Source organism: Haloferax sp. YSSS75, from assembly GCF_046764215.1.
Taxonomy (GTDB): Archaea; Halobacteriota; Halobacteria; order Halobacteriales; family Haloferacaceae; genus Haloferax.
Genome location: NZ_CP177207.1, coordinates 274,738 through 296,188, shown reverse-complemented (window position 1 = coordinate 296,188; position 21,451 = coordinate 274,738). Strand labels below are relative to the sequence as shown.

Here is a 21,451-nt window from a genome sequence, read left to right as displayed (position 1 = left end):
TGGCTGGTTCTTAGTTTCACGATACGTGAAACAGCTGTCCTGACGGTTGTGTGACTCACCGGAGAACACGACGCGAACCGCGTCAGGTCACACTGTGGCACTGGTGGTGTCCGATAGCAGAAAACTCGTCACTGGGAAGAAGTTACGACTGGGACGCCTGTTCGTCTGCGAGTTTCGGAGCGATGTTCTTGAACGCCTCGATGGTCTCGTCGACGTGTTCTTCGGTGTGCTGGACGCTGATAGTCCACTGCTGGCGAGCACCGTACGGATGTGGGACAATATCCTGATTGACCATCCCGAACCAGAACAGACGGTGGAAGTCGTCGTCGATGTGGTCCATGAACTCCCGGTAGTTGGTGATGTTCGCGTCGGTGAACTGAATCATCCCCTGTGAGTTCACGTTCCGAACCTGACCGGTGATTCCAGCGTCTTCTAACACGTCTTCGTACCCCGTTTTTAGCCGCTCACCGAGTTTGTTCACGTGGCGGTAGGCATCGTCTGTCAACACGTCTCGGAGGGCCGTCACCAGCGCGCGGAGAACGAACGGATTCCCGTTGTACGTTCCGTAGTGCCAGGCGTATCCAGTCGATATCTGGTCCATGATGGCGTGCGACCCGCCGAACGCACCGACAGACGTCTCTCCACCGATGGATTTCGCCATCGTCACCATATCGGGCTGGACACCGTAATGTTCGGCAGCACCACCGGGGGCGACTTTCACCCCAGTCTTCACCTCGTCGAAGATGAGGACGATACCGTACTCGTCACAGAGGTCTTTGAGTCCTTTGAGATAATCGCGCTGCGGCGGCGTCACCGACTTGTTCAACATAATCGGCTCGACGATGAGCGCGCCGATTTCGTTGATGTTGTCCCGCATGATGTCTTCGGTCGCTTCGAGGTCGTTGAACGGCGCGACTTCGACGGTATCGACAGTCTTGTCTGGGATGCCGTGGCCGTCCGAAACCTTCATCGGTCGTCTCGCGTGACCCACTTTCCCCTCGGGCGGAGTCCCACTCACCATCACGTAATCGTGGACGCCGTGGTAGGTTCCCTCGATTTTCAGGAGTTTGTCTCGGCCGGTGTACGCACGCGCCATCCGAATGGCGTGCATCGTCGCCTCCGTCCCGCTGTTCGTAAAGCGCACTTTTTCGAGCGCACTCCATCGTTTCTTCAACTCTGTCGCGGCTTCGGCCAGTAACTCGTGGGGCATCGTGTACAGCGTTCCCTCGTCGAGTTGGTCGTGGAGTTCCGCTGTAATCTTGGGATGTGTGTGCCCACAGAGTCCCGCTCCGTTGTCCATATCGTAGTCGAGGTAGCGATTTCCGTCGACGTCTTCGAGGTACGCGCCGTCGCTGTGGTCGATGTAGAACGGATACGGGTCGAACTGTCGCGAGGTGCTTGCAACACCGCACGGGATGTGTTTGCTCGTCTCGTCGTGGAGCGATTTACTGGTTGGCGTACGCTCCCGGTACTCGGCCTTCAGGGTCTCCCAATAAGCCATACGAGTGGTGATACGTGTCTGTATAATAAGTATGTGGGTCGTTGTAACACACGACAACCCCTCTTCGTCTCGCGCGTCGACTCCCACCGGGGGTCACGGTCAGGATTTATGGTATGGGGTGTCTCACCATAGCAGTGATGACAAGTTCCGACACCGACTACGACGTCGTCATCGTCGGTGGTGGGGTGGCCGGGTGCGCTTCCGCCTACCATCTCGCGACTGACCACGACGTTGCAATCGTCGAACGAGGCCAGATAGCCGGTGAGGCGTCCGGGTTGGCTGCTGGTCTCGTCGCACCGACGTTGTTCCACGGCACCCAACCAGCAGTCGCCCGATACGCGAACGAGTGGTTCAGAGCGTTCGACGGGACGCAGAATTTTTCGTTTCACGAGCGCCCGCGAATCGAGTTCATCCAGCCCGACAGCGAGGACGCCGCACGCGAGCGCGCCGCGACGCTCTCGGACGAAGGGTTCCCGGTTTCCTTTCTCGAACCGGACGAAGTCGAACGAGCGTACCCGTGGTTCGACGCATCGCGATTTGCCGGCGTCGTCGAGTATGCCGACACAGGGTGGGTCGACCCTTACGAGTACACCGTCGCCCTCCAGAAGGCCGCCGAAGTCCGCGGTGTCGACGTGTTCAGGAACACGCCGGTCAGCGACGTTTCCGTCGACGGGGGCGTGGCGACAGTCGAACTACCAGACCGGTCGCTGGCTGCCGACTACTGCGTCATGGCCACAGGCTGGCGGACGCGGGAGTTCCTCTCCGACTATCTCGACTTACCCATCCGGCCGTTTCACCTTCAGTGTGCGATGCTCCGCCTCGAAGAACCGCTCGACGACACCTTCCCGCTCGGCCGCGTCGCCAGAGAAGAACTCTACTTCCGTGGTGAACTCAACGGTGACCTCCTCGTCGGCGGCGGCGAATATCTGGAGGACAATCCCGAAGTCAACGCGTCTGGTGGTGGGACCGACGACGACTTCCGTCTCCACGTCGCGAGTACGATACCGACGTTCATCGACGGCGCGGAACGGGCGGAGTTCGTCGACGGGTGGTCCGGCGTCGACGCGGCCACACCCGATACGCTCCCACTCCTCGGGTCGTCAGCAGCCCTCCCCGACGAAATTATCGTCGCAGTCGGACTCAACGGCCTCGGGATGGTTAACTCCCCAATCGCCGCAGAAGTAGTCAGGTCCTCCGTCACCGGTGAAAACGCGTCGTTTCCGGTCGAAAAGTTCGCCGTCGACAGATTCCGAGACGGCGGTGCTGATTTCGAACTCCGGGGGACGTTCGAGATGGAAGGTGCCGGTCGGTAGCACCCCGGGAGGTCCGTCGTGGTTTCGACGAGGCGGAGTCGAGGGGTAATTGAGAGTTTGTTCTAAAGTCCGGTACTTCTCGACTGTTCTCCGACCCAAAGAGTTAGTATCAGTGGATTCCGTGTCAAACTCACGCATGGGAAGCGAAAGCTACGACGTGATAATCGTCGGTGGTGGCATCAACGGTTGTGTGGCGGCGAAGTTCCTCGCAGAAGACCACGACGTCCTCGTCCTGGAGAAAGACCAACTCGCGGCCGCAACGACAGCGAAGGCGTCGGGGCTCATCTCGGTTGCCCACGACTACATCGACCATCTCGAGGCGGCCAAGTACGCGGCCGACTTCTTCGACGAGTACGACGGCACGAAAGACTTCGAGTTCACGCAACGCAAGAATTTGCGTCTCATCCCATCGGGCACAGAGGAACTCGCCCGGTCCGAGGCAGCCCAAATTGAGGAACACTTCGAGATGGAGTATATCGACTCGACGAGCGAAATCGAAGAACGATACCCCGGTGCCCTCGAATTAGACCGCTTCGTCGGTGCCATCGAAGTCGAACAGGGGGGCTGGGTCGACCCCTACACGCTGACGATGACCTACAAGGAAGACGCTGAAGACGCCGGTGCTGAGTTCGAGACTGGCGTCGAAGTGACTGGGGTCAGCACCGAGGACGGTGCCGTCACTGGTGTCGAAACCGACGTGGGGTCGTTTGCCGCAGATACCGTCGTCGTGGCGATGGGCTGGCACACGAAGGAGTTCGTCTCCGAATGGGTCGACCTTCCCATCCGACCGTTCCGTTACCAGTGGGTCAATCTCGAAGTTCAGCGTGACTTCCCCGACTACTTCCCGGTCTGCTGGGACATTCGGAGTGGACTCTACTGGCGCCCTGAACACAACGGGGACCTCCACGTCGGCGGCGGCACCTACTACGTCGACGATCCGGGGACGGTTCGAACGTCGCCCACCGAGAGTTTTAGACGCCACGTCGCGATGACGATTCCCGAACAGGTGAAGGACGTCGCGGACGCACGCATCTCGAGCGGGGATACGTGCCACATCGGCGATACCGCAACACCCGACGAGCGCCCGATTCACGACGCACCAGACGACTGCCCCGACGGACTCATCATCTCGACGGGGATGCACGGGTTCGGTATCATGGGGTCGCCCGTCACCGGTGCTGCAGTGCGTGCGCTCGTCACTGGCGAAGACGCGCCGTTCCCCATGTCGAAGTACACCCTCGACCGGTTCGACGACGGCCCACAAGACTGGACTTGGACCTTCATCAACGAGTCCCCGGACGATATCGGCAACCGATAGGACCGTCTGGTCTTCCGAGTGGCCGGTTCGGTGACTCGGTGGCCTTGGTGGATGCACACGGGAAAAACTCGACAGCGGAAACGACCGACCAGATTCAGGGTCCACCGATTCGTGGACGTAGATAGATGCGCGCGGTTAGCGGTCGGCCCACCACTCGACGGCGTCGCTTATCTCGAACGCTTCGTCGCCCCGGAACCTCGTCGGGTCGAACTCCGTAGGGTCGACGAGGGGGTCAGTTTCGGTGATTAGGTTGGCGAGCAGTCGGGCACCGAACGGGCTATTGGAGATTCCTTCTCCGTTGAATCCGGCACAGACGTAGAGTCCCTCGATTTCTGTCTGTCCAATGTACGGGTACCGGTCGGGTGTTGCCGAGACGCGACCCGCCCAGTCGTCGTGAAGGGTTGCGTCTTCGAGGAACGGGAGTACCTCGGGTGCCAGTTCGCCGACTTGGCGGAGGAAGGGAACCGTGGCCCGCGTGCGAAACGATTCGATATCCGTCACCGGTGTCGAGGTACCGCCCCCGAACAGAACCCTTCCTTCGGGCGTCGACCGGCCGTAGACGCTCAAATCGGGGGCACTCCACAGGGGGAGGTCTACGTCTGTCGGCGGGTCGAGAATCGCTATCTGACTCGTTCTCGCCCGCAACGAAACGTCGGTTCCGGCCCGTTGGAGGAGTCGTTTCGTCCACACGCCGGCGGCGACGACAACGACTGGTGCCTCGTACGTCCCATCCGTCGTCTGCACAGCGATACCGCGGTTGTCAACCTCGAAGTCCCGTGCTGCTTCTTGCACCAGTGTCACACCTTCGTCACGGGCGACGGAATGGGCCGCGAGTGTCAACTGCTCCGGGTCGGTGTAGACTGCGTCGTCGATACTGAGTGCGAGAGTGACGTTTTCGGTGGCGAACTCTGGTTCCCGTTCTGCCAATTCCTCGGTGCTCAACAGTGTAGTCTCTATCGTCGTCGTTTCGTGTTCCGACCGGAGGTAGTCCGCTCCTTCCTCACTGTACGCGATGGAGTAGGAGTTCGCTCTGTGGAACGTCAGGTCGTCGTACTTCCGTTCGTACTCTTCGTAGAGTTCGCGCCCGAGGCGAGAAGCCTCCGCCCCGAACCGTTCGTGTCGATAGATAGTCAAATTCCCCGCTGCCCGACCGCTCGCTTTGCTCGCGGGGGCGTCACGTTCTAGAATGACGACGTCGTCCACTCCAGCACGAGCGAGTTCCACCGCACAGTTCGCACCGACGATACCCCCACCGACGACTACGGCGTCGACGTGTGTGCTAGTCACTTGCTGACAATCAGTCACCGTTCGGTTAAGCGTTACGGGGTGGCGAATTCTGTCTCGCTACGCTTCTGTGGTCGCAATCTCCCGTTCGATAGCGTCCTTGGTATCGAGTAGTTCGTCGATTATCTGCTGGGGCACGGTGTTCTCGAAGTGGTAGGTCGGCCACCCCACGGTGATAGACCCGATTATCGACCCGTCGGGTGTCGTGATTACGGTCCCGATGTTGTCGAACCCTTCGACGATTTCCTGTTTTGCTCTGGAGTACCCGCGTTCCTGAATCTCCGCTAACTCTTCGTACAGTTCGTCGCGGTTTGTGATAGAGTACTGTGTCGATTCGGGGAGTCCCCACTCGTCCAGTATCTCTTCGACACGGTCATCCGACATCGCTGCCAGTATCGCCTTCCCGGACGCCGTACAGGTCATCGGGTAGTACGTCCCGACGTTCAGGTTCGAATCTGCTGTGGGATATCTCGTGTATTTGTAGCCCGTATCGATGACCGACACGACGCGCCCGTGTTCCTCGACGAGGAATTCGGTCTCCAGTTCCAATCGCTCCGCGAGTTCGAGGACGTTTCGTCTGACCACCTCGATGTGTGGGATACTCTGCGTCGCGGAGACGCCGTGTTTGAGAAACTTCATTCCGAGCGTGTATTCGCCGTCTCTCTTGACGAGGAGGCCCTCGTGTTCCAGCGTCATCAGGTGGTTCAGGGCGGTACTGTGTCCGATATCGAACTCCTCGGCGACGTCGGTCAGTCTCGCACGTCCCCGTTCTTCGACGTATTCGAGAATACGCAGCGAGCGTATCGTCGATTGGACCAACCGCCCGGAACCGGTCTGAGTCATTATCGATGATTGGGCCAACCACCCCATAAATATGTCTCGGTGCGATACGGTCTTCGAACGTACTGCCCCGCACGCGTAGAGGGTCCACCCGAAGGAAAGTATAACCGTCTCATCCGAGAAGAGGAGGTCATGCCTCGTACTGATTCGTACGACGTGATTGTCGTCGGAGGCGGTGTCATCGGGTGTGCGACGGCCCGAGAACTGGCACCGGACCACGACGTTCTCGTCCTCGAAGGTGGTTCTGCAGGTGGCGACACGAGTCCGAAGGCATCCGGTCTCATCACCACCATCCCGGACTTTCCCGAGCATCCCGAAGCGTGCGCCCACGCCATGGATTTCTTCCACTCCTACGACGGGACCGGTCAGTTCACGTTCACGCCGCGGCCGGGTATCCAACTCGTCACTGCTGACGAAGAGTCGTGGTGGCGGGACCACGCTGCTACGATGGCCGACCACGGATTCGACGTGACGTATCTCACTGCCGGTGAAATCGAGGACCGATACCCAGACGCACTCGTGTTAGACGAGTTCGTCGGTGGCGTGGAGTTCGCCGATTGCGGGTGGGTCGACCCCTACACGTACACGATGACCCTGAAGGAAGATGCCGAGCGGAACGGTGTCCAATACGAGTCGAACACGCGGGTAGAGGCAGTCGAAACCGACGATGGGTCCGTGACCGGTGTGCGCGTCGACGGGGAGACGATTACGGCCGACCACGTGGTGTGTGCGACGGGGTGGCGGACTCGGAACCTCCTCTCGGGTCTGGTCGACGTCCCGGTTCGACCGTTCCGCTGGCAGACGGTGAACATCGAGGTGGACCGAGAGTTCGACGAGGAGTTCCCGATGGCATGGGACACGCTCTCGGGTATGTACTGGCGTCCGGAACACAACGGTGACCTCCACGTCGGCGGTGGCACGTACTTCGTCGAAACTCCCGGGAGTCACCGCAGTTCCATCACAGAACGCTTCCGTGAAGCGGTTGCACAGACCGTCATCGAACGGGTCAGGGACATCGGTGACGCACGAATCAAAAGCGAGGACTGCTGTCCGACGGGCGACGCTGCGACACCTGACGACATGCCCATTATCGACGCGCCCGACGACGCGCCGGATGGCCTCGTCATCGCAATCACGGGACCGGTCGGAGGAATCATGTGTTCGCCGTTCGTCGCGACAGCGGTCCGTTCTCACATCACCACCGACTCTACACCGTTCCCCATCGACCAGTATCGTCTCGGTCGGTTCGACGACCGGTCGGCCGACTTCGAGTGTGCTCACGTCACCGAAAGAGGAGGCATCTGACGGACGGGGAGGTTCCCAGGTCAGTTTGGTCGTTGGTGGGCAGTCGGCACGTACACGCTGCATCATCGACACAGCCGAAAATGTTCTGCGCTCGCAGCGTAATATGTTCGCATGACTAGGGACTCTCCGGAGAATCGTTCCGAGGACGTTCGACTATCACCCAGAGCAGTCGAGGACGACGAGTGGATAGAAGCGTTTCTGATACGACAACCGACCTGTGTCGTCGGACTCGTGGACGATGGTGCTCCGTACGTGGTAAATCAACTGTTCGTCTTCGACCCGACGGAACACGCTATCTTCCTCCACGGGGCGATGACTGGTCGGATGCGAACCATCGTCGAACGTGGTGAGTCTGCAGACGCCAGCCTCACGGTGAGCCGTATGGGGCGGTTACTCCCCGCGGAGAAACCGGTGGACTTCGACGTCGAGTACGCGAGTGTGGTTGCTTACGGTGACGTCGAACTCGTCGAAGGTTCCGAACAGAAACGTCGGGCACTCGACCTACTCATGGAGAAGTTCGCACCACACCTGAACCCCGGTGACGATTACGACCCGATTGCAGAGTCGTCTATCGACCGGACATCCGTGTACCGAATCGATATCGAGGGATGGAGCGCGAAGCGGAACGAACAACCAGCAGACGCCGCCGGCGCGTACGCCTACCGAACGGTCCGTGAAGAAGGCCGTTGACCGTCGGCGGATACTCACAGCGGGGACGACTCCACAACCTCGGAGGATGGATTTGATGCGTGACTTCTATTCAAACACATCACTACTGAAATACGATTAGTCTGTCGACTTTTTCAGGCTGCATCAATTAGCTAACCATTCTGGGCGTCTTCAACGTTATGGACTCGAAAAGTACGAGGTAAATTACAGACAAACCAAACTAGAGCATAATTAAGAAACAAATAACTCAAATTCTGAAAATATGGGATAAGTTAAATATTCAGTATATCACATATGCAAACATGACTGATGATCGTTTAAATTGTCGCCGGAGGATAGTATGCAAATCGCTCTTCACGTCCATTTTTGCATTAGGAGGTTGCGTCGGATACACAGGGTCTAGATCAAAAAATTGGGATATTGAAGAAGTAGAATCAAATCTGGTTCAGGCTAACGGGTCTGATTCTTACCCGCACAAAATAGTGATATCTAATAATATTGGAAAGATAGAATCACTACTGACAGTACAAAACCAGGACCGTGTATACTATAGAAAAGTACACCAGTTAGAGGGTTCTACGCGGCGATCAGTGATTGCGGGATTCACTAAAAATAATACGGAGTCGAATTTGGAAGTGGAGGTTTCTCTAACATTACCTAATGGTGATCGTTCAACTGTTCCGTTCCGGGTGAATGATTGCTATGGGGATATAGAATTCACACTTTTAAAAGAAGGAATAGAGCCAGCAGTTGATGTATGTTAATTACTAAATATTATGGTAGGGAAGAAATATTGTGTGTTCTGCCAACATTTTTATTAGTTGTTAGGTTGACACTCAAATTGGGTATGAATTCAACTGAGAATGAAGATCGTGTCAACGTGAATCGGAGAAAAGTACTCCAAATGACTGGTGCCATGGGGGTAGGTTCTCTAATGCTTTCAGAGGCGAGTGAAGCAGCTGAGCCGGAAAATTGGCTAAATGATGTCTTATTCATCGAGACTAAGAGAAGATACACGGGTGTACCCGAGCGTCCACGGTCTCTTTCGTGTGGTGTTCCATTATACAGAATTGATGAAAGCAACGCTCAAATGGTCTTGTATTCCATGGGGAGGAAGAAAGATATCGAGAAAAGGAAAGAGACTTTCAAACAAAATGAGGGAATTGTAATCGGGGATGGTTTTCAGGCACTCCCAGCAACTGTCTCAGATGGGGCAGGACCAAACTCAATTACTTCCAAACAGGAATATGACCGGGGGGTATCTTACTACATTCCGCTTAATGATCAAGTTTCTACTCCTGCCATCAGAATATCTATAATCGGTGACGGAGATATTAAAGTAACTTCAAAAGGAGGAACAGAAGTACTTTCACCATCAAAGGAACTAGAGATTACTCTCCCAGAACGGACCATCACAGTCAACGAAGAGGAGTCGTCCCAATCTCCAGAACTTTATCAAGTCTCACCCAAAGTATCCGTGAAAAATAATGGATATCTTGACGTATACGAACAGGTGGTGGGACAATGACCAATATGGCTCTTGTTGGAACGTATAATTTCTGGAACGTAAATATATCCGGACATGATCAACAAACTCAACTACAAGATATAAAAGACTTCATCCTCGATGTATGGGATTCAGATATTGATAATTCAAATGGAGATTATAGCTTAAGTATTGGAATTTTACCTGATGAAGTAAATTATACAGTACCACAAAGTGAACTTTGTGACAATTGCACGTTAGGAACGCGAAGAGATAAGTGTCATGAATGGGCGAAGAACAAATCATGGTACTCAAACTTTGATGTTGTTCATTTTATTGATTACTATGGTGGTGATCCGGGAACATACGGGAATGCGATAATTGGTGGTGCCGACCACAATAATAGAAGTGCACTTACAGATTGTTTTTGGGACTGGGAAAATCAGATGGGGAGCTCCTTTGATCAAGTGAAGATTGAAGGTGTCGCAGCTCACGAAACATTGCATGCATATTGCGCCTATCATGACGATTCTGGAGTAAAAAGCAGTTGCAACTCCACAGTCATGTACAGTCCTGCTGCTGGTACAAGTGGATGTTATGACAATTGTGCCAACCCTGACGAAATTTTGAAAGAATGTACCTCATGCACAAGGTCTGCGGTCAGATGTTTCATAGATTCAAATTTCTCACGTAGTAGTTGCCCCGATTGTTATTAATTGATGCAATTTGAATAGTTAGTTCCAATCTATTTCTTAGGAATTTCATGCTACTCTGTACCGATCGAATGAATAATGCTTTTCCTTCTGGTCTCGTCCTCCGAGAACGTCTCCGGTTCGGAAAGTAACTAATTGATGCATTCAAAGAACCCGAAATTCGAGTCAATACGCTTGAAGGCTGATACTCTAAGTGGCATCCAGCATCTTATCCATTTCACGGAATGCTCAAACCTTCTTTTATCGCGAAGTCACTGGAGACAGCTATCAGAAACTCCCCGAGCATCATGAACTCGCCTCAGCGGTTGACTTCGACCAGATTTCTGACTAATCATTTAATTCGCGACCAAACGTATGCAGTCATCGAATATGTTAGATAAAAACGATTTCAGAAGATATATATTATTCTGATGTCATGATGGGCATATGAAGATAAATCTAATTGATATGTTTTATGAACCCGAGTATACGGGAAAAAATCGTTGTGGGCCTTGTACAATACTCAACCTCTTCTTAGCTGGACTCTTCACCATGGGGATAGCCCACTGGTCTCATATTGCTGGATATATATCCTTTGCTGTGTCGCTTGGTCTTATCTATTTTCGTGGTTACCTTGTCCCTGGTACTCCTGCATTGACTAAACGTTACCTCCCTCGTGAAATCTTACGTTGGTTCGGTAAGGAACCAGAACTGGAGACTCGGAATGGGATTGATGAGAAAAATCTCAGAGATGGTGCTAAGACCAATGAACCTTCTAAATCCGTTAATGAGGCCAAGGATACGGCCGAGGTAATAGAACCAGACCAGTATCTCCTAGCTGAAGGGATTATTAAACCATGTGAAGATGTGGAGGACCTCTGTCTTGACGACGAATTCAAAGAAGCTTGGAATCGCGAAATAGATCAGCTATCGGATAGTGAATTGGACGCAACTGATGTTATATCCATACTTGACATTAAGACAAGTGTCGAGGAATTTAACATTAAAGAATATCGAAATGCTTGGACAATAGTTTCAGACACGCAGAGGATCGGACGATGGCCTTCACAAAGAGCACTCCTTGCTGATGTTGGGGCTGCTCGTGTCTTATACAAGTGGTCTAACACATGGGGGGATATGTCTCCAATGCATAAGGGTCAGGTTTTAAATGGGATCCGGTTATTCATCGAGAAATGTCCAGGTGAGGACGAGTCAGTGACTATGACTGAAGAAACAGTCGAGTCGTGCTGCTCGTCGCACGACGTTATTGTTATCTCTTGTAACGAATCTGGTGACCGCCTCTTCGAGCAGAAAATCGACTCGGTCTGAAAAAATCTTGGAATTGGCAATCGCATTAAATAAACAGATGTGTGGCACTGTCTAGATAACTGCTTGAACTATCGCTTGTCGAGGTATTGATGAGGAGTGTTGAAAATATCGGTCGTATGGAAACCCGTGCTGCTCGAATGACCGATGCTTTTCTTGTTGGCCTCGACCTTCGGGAACATCTCCGGCTCGGCAAGTCACTACTTGAAGCGTTCGAAGAACTTGAAATTCGGCTTGAGACGCTTGAAGACGGCTATCCTGAGTGGCATCCGGCATCGTACCCATTTCAGGGAATACTCAAGCTCTTCTTCTACCGCGAAATCACTGGAAACAGCTATCGGAAACTCTCCGGCTACCATGAACTCGCCTCAGCGTGTGGTCTCGACCGTATTCCTGATGTGTCGGTCTTGTCGAGAACGTGGCGTAATCGCTTCGACACAGCCACTCGTGAGTTTGTCGAACGAGGCGCACATCTACTCGTCAAAAATATCCACGATTTCGGTCCATCTGTTGCTGAAGTACGTCCTAAGCACGAAGTCCTCGATTTCGAAGAACGTGGCTCAGGGGAGTCTGGTAATGGAGAAGAACAGAGAGTCACGTTCGATGATAAAGAGATCTTCCGTACGACTCGCCTTGCTCGTGAGCATTGCTTCAATCCGTTCGACTCTGGTCGGGCAGAGAACTCGTCCTATGACGATTCTCGATTCTTCGAGTTACAGACGTTCATGGGCATGGTTGGCTGCGGAACTGCCCAAGGCGCAGCACGCTTTCAGTACCGACGTGGGAAAGAATACGGGCCGCACGGTGATACGCACCTTCGAGCGGTCAAACAATTCGATGGTGAACCACTCCTCAATGGGTTCAATATCGCTACTGACCGTCTCCTCTCAGTAATCGAATCTGAAGTCTCGTTTCGGCGGCCAGTGACCGTGGCGCTCGACATTACCACAGTACCCTACTTCGGTGATGTGGAAGGAATGTCAATGGTCAGCGGGACGAAAGACGGTGAGGGGAGAGCGTTCAAGTTTGCTACCCTCTCGATTGTTGGGCAGAACGTCCCACTCGTCTTAGCTGTCGAACCGGTTCGAGAGAGTTCAGCGTGGGACGATAACCCGCCGAATCGAATTCATCGTGTGGTCCGGCGATTAGTTCGTCAAGCAAAGGAACACGTTCCTATCGAGATGGTGCTGTGCGACCGCGAATTCGACTCGATGAGAGTGTTTCAGACGCTCTCGAATCTTAACGTGGGCTACCTGATTCCCAAGCGGATCTCCAGCTCAGAGCGGGAGGCGATTGAGCAGATGGAGCAGGACGGTCGGGAGGTCGCCGTTGAATCAGCGTCAGTTCATGTTGAACAGGGTTCGCACGCGATGGAGTTCTTGTACGTTCCCTCGACGAAGACTGATGGAACAACTGTCTTCGCAACGAATGCTCGTGTTACACCAAAAGAGGCAGAAGTGTTCTGTCGGCGTTACAGTAGTCGCTGGCAGATTGAAAACGAGTACAAGAGCATCAAGCATGATTTCTTAGCGAAGACTTCCTCGAAGGATTACCGCATTCGGCTGTTCTACTTCGTGTTCGCAGTTCTCTTGTACAATATCTGGCGGCTCACTGATTTCCTGCTAAAGGCTAGTGCTGATGGTGAGATGGACTACGCACCAGTCATTACTGCTGGAGAGTGCGTCGAGTTGGTCTCTTCGGCGCTGCTTCCACCTGACTAGTTGGGTGGACACCATCCGGTTCGCCTTTTGTGAGTGGTGACGCTATCTATTGGTGAAATAGTTCGACTAATCTCTGACAATCAAAGAGAACTACCCCCTGTGCCCGAGTTTTTGAGTCGATTTATCTCGTAATATGGTCGAATTCCTCGACAAACCCGCGCAAAAATTCCCATCCTCCGAAACTGTGGACGACTCGACTCAACATATTTGATATAGCGAAATATAGTTTATCGCGAAATACCACCTCTTTGGTCACATTTTACTAAACCTCGTTGTCTCCATGCGACAACGACGTATGCAATTAAGTCAGATAACAAACAAGAATCGCAGCAACAGCGAATTCGACACTCTCAGGAGAACCTAGAAGGCAGTCAGACTGCTTCAAAAACCAGTTCCGAACCTCAACGGTCGTCTATTGAGACTAACTCGACCCCCAACTCGGAATTCACGGTGACGATGTAGCCCATGTAGTCGAACGACACCTCTGCGTGTCCACTGCGAAACAGTTTGTCGAGGGATTCGGGATCGATTGCCTCGTAGAGTGACTCCCGGAGTGACTCGACGGGAACGCCTTCTGCCTCGGCGACGGCAGCGAGCACTGCTTCAGTTACAGAATCGGTAGACATCAGCTTCTATTCCCACTCATCGAAAGACTACAGTATCAAGACTTCGACCGCTCGTTTGATGTCCAGTTGATATATTCGCGGGGCGGCTACTCACGTCCTTCCGGTTCGAACTCGGAGAATGGTCGGTGTGCGTCTCGCTGAACGAGATATTCGTCGGAGACACGGAGGCCGATGTCGCTTAGTTCCCGTGCGATACGGGCCAAATCGTCCGAATCAGTCCCGACTGCACTCACGAGAACGTTGTTCTCCCCAGTGGCGAGTTCCCGGACGGCGACGACACCGTCGACGTCGAGTGCCGTCTCACTGAGGTCCCTCCGAACGGGAATCTCGGCAGTACACTCCATCTGCATGACGAGCTGGTAGCCAGCCTTCTTGTAGTCGACGGTGGCGTGATATCCCGTGATAATCCCTTCAGACTCTAATCGCTGGATGCGTTTGCGGACGGTGCTCGGCGAGGCGTCGACGAATTCGGCGATGTCCCGCGACGAGACGTGTCTCGCGTCCCGCTGGAGTTCGTGGAGGATTCGCCGGTCCAGTTCGTCGAGTCCTTTGAGTGTCATACAGCTTCCTCACGGTGTGGTCGTGAATTAGTTGTGGTCCCGAAGCGGAAGACGGCCCCACAGTAGGGAGACGCGCCGAGAGCTGTGTCTTCTGTCCAGCGCCTGTTCACCAGATGTTCTCCTCTGCGAACAACGCCGCGAGACAGTCGTTCGTGAACTCGGGAATCGAGATGCTGTTTCCGGCTTTGATTTTGATGATGACGCCACTCGTATCCGAGAGGTACAGGTGGACCGCAGTCGCCCGTTCGTGCTGGAGGACGAGCGAGTTCACGCTCCCGAGGTGCGTGTAGACTTCCTCGACGTAGGGGCGTCGAAAGAGTGCGATAGACCGGTGGACGACGACGTCGAACTGGTGGTTCGACAGTTCAGTCTTCAGGTCTGGGCGGATGTAGTGGACGCTGTAGTTGTAGGTCTTCGAGTCGAACGACGCGACCCAGCGGAGGTCCTGGTCGAACCGGTCTCGAAGCATCTCGATGAGGTTCTCGTAGTTCGGTGCGGTTTTCGTGTCGATATTGGTTGACATGATTGTACTAGGTTGGTGCGAGGAGAACGACACCCAGTGCGAACCCGACTGTTGCGAACAGGAAGACGAGTGCCGTCTGGATGGTGTCGTTCAGTCGTGAGTCGCCTCTGACGAGCGAGGCGAAACGGTCGATGAGCGATGCAGTAGCGCGATTCGCTGCGTTACCGGTGGCAATCGCACCGGCAGAGAGCGCTGTCGTCCCGCGGACAGCGAGTGGGTAGATGACTCGGTCCACGTCGCCGAGGTGTATCCGAGCGAGTTGCGTTCTGAACACGACGAACGCGAGGACGCCGATGGCGAGGACGGTGCCGGCTTTGACGAGTTCACTCGTCGCGTACGCGTCGAACCCACCGGCATCGCCGGGCATCGGACCGAGGAGTGCCTCTGGGAAGATGCCGAACACCACTGACGGGATGGCGATGACGACCAACCCCACCCGGAGGCTGACACGGGTTGGCCGCACGTCGAGTTCACCCGGCGCAGCACGGACGAAGGCGTAGTAGCCGAACTTGGCGAACGACAGCACGGTACCGACACTGCCGAAGACCAGCATCCACCACAGTACCGTCTCACCGGTGCTCTCGACGGCTTTCGTGATGAGGCCCTTGCTGACGAACCCGGAGAAACCGGGGGCACCAGTGATGGCGAACGCGGCGACGAGGAACGTCACGAACGTCACGGGCATCACGCGGGCGAGTCCACCGAGGTGTTTGAGTGAGTGCGTTCCAGTTCGGTAGATGATTACGCCGGCGACCATGAACAGCAAGCCCTTGTAGAGGACGTGTGCCGTCAGGTGTGCGAACGCCCCGGACAGACCGGCAGCGGTGCCGATTCCGAGTGCGACGACCATGTACCCCACCTGCGAGATGATGTGGTACGACAGGAGGCGTCGTACGTCGGTCTGGAAGATGGCCTGAACGACTCCGTAGACGATCATCACGCCACCCATCCACGCGACGAGTAGTGCTCCGTCGGGCGCGACACGGGCGAGTATCACGACGGCGACTTTCGTCGTGAAGGCCGCGAGGACGACGCTCGATGCGACGTGCGGCCGGGGGTACGTCTCGGGTAGCCAGAAGTGGAGGCCGATGAAGCCGAGGTTGACGCCGACACCGACGAGTGCCAGCGTCCTCGGCAGTCCTCCCGCGAGGCCACCGTCATAGACGAACGACCCAGTCGCCGCGAAGTGGAACGCGATACCGGCGACGAGGAACACGCCGCCGACGAGGTGGTATATCGCGTATCTGAACGCGGGTCGGACGGCATCACCGCCGTGGTGCCAGACGAGCACCGTCGCGGTGACGGCGAGGAGTTCCCACGCGACGAGGAGGGTCAGCCAGTCTCCTGCGAGTACGGCGGCGACGCCCGAACCCATGTACGCGAGCGAGTAGAGTTGCTGTCGCGAATCGGCGTCGGTGGCGTAGCCATAGACGAGGTTGACGACGGCGACGAAGCCAAAGAGCATCGCAACCGGGCGGGAGAACCCGTCGACGGTGAGGAGTACCTGTTCGAAACCGAACGGCGAGACCAGGAAGTACGACCCGGCGTCGAGGGCCCATATCCACGGGATGGTGAGTCCGACGAGGAGGACGCCGACGGCCGTGCCAACCGCTCGGGTCGTGACGGCAACGACGAGTATTGCGAGGACGAACGCAACCCACGGTGGGGCGAGCGTCACGAACTCGGTCATCCGAACACCTCCGCGACGACGGTTTCCGCGAGGTCCCAGAACGGGAGGGAACCCGGAATTACACCGAGGAGGACGGCGAAACCGACGGTGACGAGAATCGGGACGAGCATGAGCGACGTCGTCTCGGTGGCCATCGTCCGGCGTTCCCACCCGACCCGTTCGAATCGGGTGGCCACCTCACCGCCATCGGTTGCGTGTGAACCCGATTTCGCTATACTCACACTCGAGTATGACCCCTGTGGGGCGTGTGCTGGCGCGAACGCGTGCTTGCTCGCAGGCGTCGACCCGTCACGCTGGCCGAAGAACGCCGCGTAGACGATGGGCCAGAAGTACAGGAGTTTCAGCAACCCGGCGACGAGGTAGGCCGCGACGAGCACCGGAGCAGGCCCTTCTGCGACGCCGACGACGAGGGTAAACTTGCTGACGAACCCTGCGACGAGTGGGAACCCGACGAGTCCTGCGGAGGCGATGGCGAACACCGTCATCGTGACTGGAAGCCGACGACCGACGCCTGCGAGGTCCGAGACGTACTTCTCGCCCGTCTCGACGGCGACGATGCCCGCGACGAAGAAGAGAGTTATCTTCATGAACGCGTGCGCGACGACGTGGAGGAGCGCACCAAACACCGCGAGCGGTGTTGCGATAGCGAGCCCTAACACGATGTACGAGAGTTGCGAGATGGTCGAGTACGCGAGGCCGCGCTTGAGATTGTCCTGACGGATGCCGACGAGTCCCGCGACGACCATGGTGACTGCCGCAGCGATAGCCAGTGGGAGGCCGACACCGAGGTCCCACATCGTCTCCGGCCCGAAGACGTAGAGGACGGTCCGAGAGAGCGCGAACACGCCACTCTTGACGACTGCCACTGCGTGGAGGAGCCCCGAGACAGGAGTCGGTGCGACCATCGCCGTCGGGAGCCACTTGTAGAGCGGGATGAGGGCCGCTTTGACCCCGAACCCGACGGCGAGGAAGACGAACGCCACCTGTGCGAGCGTCGAGTTACTCGCGGCGAGTTCGACGATTCCGCCCGGGACGAACGCGACTGTCCCGGCGAGAACCGCGACGAGGAGGATTCCTGCGAACGCGAGGACGCCACCACCGAGTGTGTAGACGACGTACGTGCGCCCTGCCGCGCGTGCTGCCTTCGTCCCGGCGTGGACGACGAGTGGGTACGTCGCCAGCGTCAGCAGTTCGTAGAAGACGAACAGCGTCAGCAAGTTCGAAGCGAGTGCGACGCCCATCGTCGCCGCGATGCTTCCGGCGAAGGCCGCGAAGTATCGCGTCTGGTCGTGTTCGTCGAGGCTCCGGACGTAGCCGACGCTGTAGACGCTCGTCACGACCCACAGCGTCGACGCGAGGAGTGCGAACAGAAGGCCCGCGGCATCGCCCCTGAGCGCGAGTTCGACGCCCGCGAGAGACCCCAGTGAGGAGACGTAGGTGACCGGGGACCTGACCATCACGACGACGACAGCGAGCGACCCGAGCGCGGCGAGGAATGTCCACGCCTCACGAAGCGTCGGGTTCGAGCGCGACGCGTAGATGAGGGGAATCGCGACTGCGGGGATGGCGACTGCAGCGAGCGGCAGGAGGGACGCGACGTCGGTCACAGCCATCCCTCCACGACGGGGTGGAACCACGCTGCGAGGTCGGACGACCAGAGGCCGAGTGCGACGACGACGACGCCGGCGACGGCGAGGACGAACGAGGCGCGAGTCAGGCTCCCAGAGTGCAGTCGCCCACCGTCAGCACGCACGTGCGACTGGACTGTCGACTCGCCGCCGACTCGGTCGGATGCGTCCGTCTTCGACGAATCGAAGACCATCGTCTCGACGACGCGGCCGACGTAGAGAATCGACAGCAGGGTGCTCCCGACGACGAGAGCGGCGATGGTCCACGATTCGGCCGCGACTGCTCCGAGCGCGACGTACCACTTTCCGGCGAATCCAGCGGTCGGCGGCAGGCCGACGAGCGAGGCGAACACGACGCTGGCAGCGACCGTGAATAGGGGTGCGTCGCGGACGAAGCCTGCGTAGTCAGCGACTGTCTTCAGGTCGAAATCACTCGCGAGCAGTCCGAACGCAGCGAACAGGCCGCCTTTGGAGACGGCGTGGCTGACGAGCAAGACGAGCGCACCGGTCACCGCCGCGGGCGTCGCGAGACCGATGGCGACGACGACGAGGCCGAACTGCAGGACAGACGAGTAGGCGAGTAACCGGCGGACGTCGGTCTGGCGGAGCGTCAGAATCCCTCCCGCGACGACGCTCACTGCGCCTGCGACGAGGAGCGCGACACGGGCCGCGGGGACTTCGGTCAGGAACCCGAGTGTGTACACCTCGAACGCCAACCGCACGAGACCGTATCCCGCGATAGTCGAGACGAGGGTGGCGAGAAGCGCACTTACGTCGGCCGGAGAGGTTGCGTACGCGGCAGGCTTCCACGTGTGAAGCGGGAACAACGCGATTTTCACACCGAGTCCCACTGTGACGAGGGCGAACGACGCGACGACCAGTGTCGAGTCGTAGCCGATAGCTGGGAGTGCCGTGCTGAGACCGGCCATCGAGAGCGTTCCGGTCGCGACGTAGAGGTAACCGACGCCGAGCAGGTAGAGCGTCGCACCCACGGTTCCGACGAGTAAGTACCGGAACGCGGCCAGTGCGGCTGAGGCACCACGGCCAGTCGCGACGAGTGCGTACGCTGCGAGTCCCGAAATTTCGAGGAAGACGTAGAGGTTGAACACGTCGGCGGTGACGGTCACACCGGAGAGTCCTGCGACGAGGAGGAGCCACAGACTGTCACCGTACGCAGTGTGCTCTGTCCGAACCGCTACGAAGAACGCGACTGCACTGCCAGCGACGAGGAGCAAGAACACACTGGTCACGGCGTCGGCAGCGAGGCCGATACCGACCTCACTTGGGAGTGCGCCGACGACGTAGGTGAGTCGCCCCTGTCGGGAAACGGCCGCAGTCACCGCGACGGCCAGACCGAACTGGACGAAGAGGACGCCACCGGTCAGGAGGCGTGACGCCTGCGAACGCCGCCCGACGAGTAACGGGAGGACAGCACCGAGGAGTGGAACCGCGACGACGAGCGCGAGCAACACACTCACGACTGCTGCACCTCCTCGATGACGCTCTCGTCGAGGGTGCCGTATTCGTTGTACACGCGGACGAGGAGCGCCAATGCGACTGCCGTGACACTCACGCCGACGACGATGGCCGTCAGGATGAGGACGTGCGGCAGGGGGTTGACGACGGGCCCCGCTCCCGAGAGGAGTGGCGCACTCCCGTCACTGCGGTACGCACTCGTGATGAAGAACAGGAACACGCCCGTCTGAAAGAGGTTCAACCCGACGACTTTCTTCAGGAGGCTATCGGCGTCGACGAGGACGAACACGCCGACACCGACCAGGAGGACGTACGCGACGTAGGCGACCCGAGAGCTAAATACCAGGAGGAGGTCAGTCACTCTCGACACCTCCGGTCAGGCGGACGAACAGGCTGATGACGACACCGGCGACAGTCGCTCCGATACCGAGTTCGACGAACTCCGTCGCGTAGACAGATGGCTTCGGGATGGGAAGCACGTCGAACTGGAGGAACGACCCGCCGGCGAGGATGCCACTGACAGCGACCACGCCGAAGGCGAGTGGGCCCGCGGCGACGAGCGCGAGAAGCCATCGCGGTGAGAGCCACGCGGTGGTCTTCTCGACGCCGAACCCGAAGGCGAGGATGATGACGGCGGCCGCAGCGATGACGCCACCCTGGAATCCACCACCGACCGACGACGTCCCGTGGAACAGGGTAAAGAGGGCGAACGTGAGGACGAACATCGCGACGAGACGGACGGTAACCGTCACGACTGGGCTGTCTGCCGTCGTTCGCGTCGTCATCTCTCCCCTCCCTGTCCCAGAACCGCGACTGCGGCGACGACTGCAGTGAACACGACTGCGATTTCACCGAACGTGTCGAATCCGCGGTAGACGACGAGGATTGCAGTGACGACGTTGTCGATGCCGCGTGCGGCCGAGTCGGCGACGTAGTACTCGGTCACTGGGCCGAACCCGGGCGTGTTCGCCGCCCCGACGACGGGGAGCGCAGGGAGTGTGAGGAGTAATCCTCCGGCGACGAGAGTTGCGACGGCGATGGATGTACCGCGGACGTTCCTCACCCAGTCTATCACGACAGTCCAACCGGTCTGGTTTCGCGGGTGACTCGAACCACGAGCGTCATCTGCAGTCTCTGGAGTATCGACGGAAGTGACGGAATCTCCACCACTCACATCATCTGAATCATCCAAATAATTCAGATTATTTACATCGTCTGCGGAGTCTGAGTCCTGTGAAGCGTCGTGCTCGCCACCGAACCCGACGGTTCGAGCGACGACGACGAGGAACAGGGCAGTCGTCACGCCGGCGCCGACGGCCGCTTCGGTGAGTGCGACGTCGGGAGCACGAAAGACGAGCCACACAACTGAGAGGCCGAGGCTGTAGGCTCCGAACGCCGCCATCGTCGTCAGGATGCCACGTGCGAGCGCAGTGACGATTGCGGCGACGACGACGAGCGTGAGGAGGACTGTGGCTATCAACTCGGTGGTCATC

General features: G+C 57.2%; 20 protein-coding genes. 8 read left to right on the top strand and 12 right to left on the bottom strand.

Features of this window, described 5'->3' with window-relative positions:
• Nucleotides 1-142: 142 nt before the first annotated feature.
• Nucleotides 143-1,501 (bottom strand): aspartate aminotransferase family protein, encoded by a 1,359-nt coding sequence (locus ACK3R5_RS17295; RefSeq protein ID WP_411968737.1) that lies wholly within the window; start codon nt 1,499-1,501, stop codon nt 143-145.
• Nucleotides 1,502-1,638: 137 nt separating this feature from the next.
• Between ACK3R5_RS17295 and ACK3R5_RS17290 the strand changes: the two genes are divergently transcribed.
• Nucleotides 1,639-2,814 (top strand): NAD(P)/FAD-dependent oxidoreductase, encoded by a 1,176-nt coding sequence (locus tag ACK3R5_RS17290; protein ID WP_411968736.1) that lies wholly within the window; start codon nt 1,639-1,641, stop codon nt 2,812-2,814.
• A 136-nt stretch (nt 2,815-2,950) separates the two neighbouring features.
• On the top strand, nt 2,951-4,132 hold the full coding sequence (locus ACK3R5_RS17285; protein ID WP_411968735.1) for an NAD(P)/FAD-dependent oxidoreductase: 1,182 nt from the start codon (nt 2,951-2,953) through the stop codon (nt 4,130-4,132).
• Between the two features lie 135 nt (nt 4,133-4,267).
• On the opposite strand, the gene ACK3R5_RS17280 is transcribed toward ACK3R5_RS17285, so the two are convergent.
• Both ACK3R5_RS17280 and ACK3R5_RS17275 read right to left on the bottom strand, forming a co-directional pair.
• Nucleotides 4,268-5,467: an NAD(P)/FAD-dependent oxidoreductase gene (locus ACK3R5_RS17280; RefSeq protein ID WP_411968966.1), complete on the bottom strand. Its 1,200-nt coding sequence runs from the start codon at nt 5,465-5,467 to the stop codon at nt 4,268-4,270.
• 9 nt (nt 5,468-5,476) lie between these two features.
• Nucleotides 5,477-6,259 (bottom strand): IclR family transcriptional regulator, encoded by a 783-nt coding sequence (locus ACK3R5_RS17275; protein WP_411968734.1) that lies wholly within the window; start codon nt 6,257-6,259, stop codon nt 5,477-5,479.
• Nucleotides 6,260-6,388: 129 nt separating this feature from the next.
• Between ACK3R5_RS17275 and ACK3R5_RS17270 the strand changes: the two genes are divergently transcribed.
• From ACK3R5_RS17270 to ACK3R5_RS17245, 6 genes are all read left to right on the top strand, one after another.
• The gene (locus ACK3R5_RS17270) at nt 6,389-7,561 is read left to right on the top strand and encodes an NAD(P)/FAD-dependent oxidoreductase (RefSeq protein WP_411968733.1); all 1,173 of its coding nucleotides are present in this window, start codon (nt 6,389-6,391) and stop codon (nt 7,559-7,561) included.
• 111 nt (nt 7,562-7,672) lie between these two features.
• Complete coding sequence (locus ACK3R5_RS17265) at nt 7,673-8,251, top strand: pyridoxamine 5'-phosphate oxidase family protein (RefSeq protein WP_411968732.1); 579 nt, start codon at nt 7,673-7,675, stop codon at nt 8,249-8,251.
• Between the two features lie 736 nt (nt 8,252-8,987).
• The gene (locus ACK3R5_RS17260) at nt 8,988-9,758 is read left to right on the top strand and encodes a hypothetical protein (protein ID WP_411966130.1); all 771 of its coding nucleotides are present in this window, start codon (nt 8,988-8,990) and stop codon (nt 9,756-9,758) included.
• Nucleotides 9,755-10,432, top strand: a complete 678-nt coding sequence (locus tag ACK3R5_RS17255; protein WP_411968731.1) for a hypothetical protein — start codon at nt 9,755-9,757, stop codon at nt 10,430-10,432. The genes ACK3R5_RS17260 and ACK3R5_RS17255 overlap by 4 nt, the downstream gene beginning before the upstream one ends.
• A gap of 423 nt (nt 10,433-10,855) precedes the next feature.
• On the top strand, nt 10,856-11,737 hold the full coding sequence (locus tag ACK3R5_RS17250) for a hypothetical protein (protein ID WP_411966128.1): 882 nt from the start codon (nt 10,856-10,858) through the stop codon (nt 11,735-11,737).
• 89 nt (nt 11,738-11,826) lie between these two features.
• Nucleotides 11,827-13,455 (top strand): transposase, encoded by a 1,629-nt coding sequence (locus ACK3R5_RS17245; protein WP_411968730.1) that lies wholly within the window; start codon nt 11,827-11,829, stop codon nt 13,453-13,455.
• Nucleotides 13,456-13,856: 401 nt separating this feature from the next.
• Here ACK3R5_RS17245 and ACK3R5_RS17240 read toward each other — a convergent pair whose 3' ends face one another.
• The 9 genes from ACK3R5_RS17240 to mbhE form a co-directional block, all read right to left on the bottom strand.
• The gene (locus ACK3R5_RS17240; protein WP_411968729.1) at nt 13,857-14,081 is read right to left on the bottom strand and encodes a HalOD1 output domain-containing protein; all 225 of its coding nucleotides are present in this window, start codon (nt 14,079-14,081) and stop codon (nt 13,857-13,859) included.
• 86 nt (nt 14,082-14,167) lie between these two features.
• Nucleotides 14,168-14,641 (bottom strand): Lrp/AsnC family transcriptional regulator, encoded by a 474-nt coding sequence (locus ACK3R5_RS17235; RefSeq protein WP_411968728.1) that lies wholly within the window; start codon nt 14,639-14,641, stop codon nt 14,168-14,170.
• A gap of 106 nt (nt 14,642-14,747) precedes the next feature.
• Nucleotides 14,748-15,164 (bottom strand): hypothetical protein, encoded by a 417-nt coding sequence (locus ACK3R5_RS17230; RefSeq protein ID WP_411968727.1) that lies wholly within the window; start codon nt 15,162-15,164, stop codon nt 14,748-14,750.
• A gap of 7 nt (nt 15,165-15,171) precedes the next feature.
• Complete coding sequence (locus ACK3R5_RS17225) at nt 15,172-16,854, bottom strand: proton-conducting transporter membrane subunit (RefSeq protein ID WP_411968726.1); 1,683 nt, start codon at nt 16,852-16,854, stop codon at nt 15,172-15,174.
• Nucleotides 16,851-18,467: a proton-conducting transporter membrane subunit gene (locus tag ACK3R5_RS17220; protein WP_411968725.1), complete on the bottom strand. Its 1,617-nt coding sequence runs from the start codon at nt 18,465-18,467 to the stop codon at nt 16,851-16,853. Before ACK3R5_RS17220 ends, ACK3R5_RS17225 begins: the two co-directional genes overlap by 4 nt.
• The gene (locus ACK3R5_RS17215) at nt 18,458-19,960 is read right to left on the bottom strand and encodes a complex I subunit 5 family protein (RefSeq protein ID WP_411968724.1); all 1,503 of its coding nucleotides are present in this window, start codon (nt 19,958-19,960) and stop codon (nt 18,458-18,460) included. Before ACK3R5_RS17215 ends, ACK3R5_RS17220 begins: the two co-directional genes overlap by 10 nt.
• The gene (locus ACK3R5_RS17210) at nt 19,957-20,319 is read right to left on the bottom strand and encodes a sodium:proton antiporter (RefSeq protein WP_411966138.1); all 363 of its coding nucleotides are present in this window, start codon (nt 20,317-20,319) and stop codon (nt 19,957-19,959) included. The genes ACK3R5_RS17215 and ACK3R5_RS17210 overlap by 4 nt, the downstream gene beginning before the upstream one ends.
• The gene (locus tag ACK3R5_RS17205; protein WP_411968723.1) at nt 20,312-20,743 is read right to left on the bottom strand and encodes an MnhB domain-containing protein; all 432 of its coding nucleotides are present in this window, start codon (nt 20,741-20,743) and stop codon (nt 20,312-20,314) included. Before ACK3R5_RS17205 ends, ACK3R5_RS17210 begins: the two co-directional genes overlap by 8 nt.
• Nucleotides 20,740-21,450: a hydrogen gas-evolving membrane-bound hydrogenase subunit E gene (gene mbhE, locus ACK3R5_RS17200; RefSeq protein ID WP_411968722.1), complete on the bottom strand. Its 711-nt coding sequence runs from the start codon at nt 21,448-21,450 to the stop codon at nt 20,740-20,742. Before mbhE ends, ACK3R5_RS17205 begins: the two co-directional genes overlap by 4 nt.
• Nucleotide 21,451 lies beyond the last annotated feature (1 nt).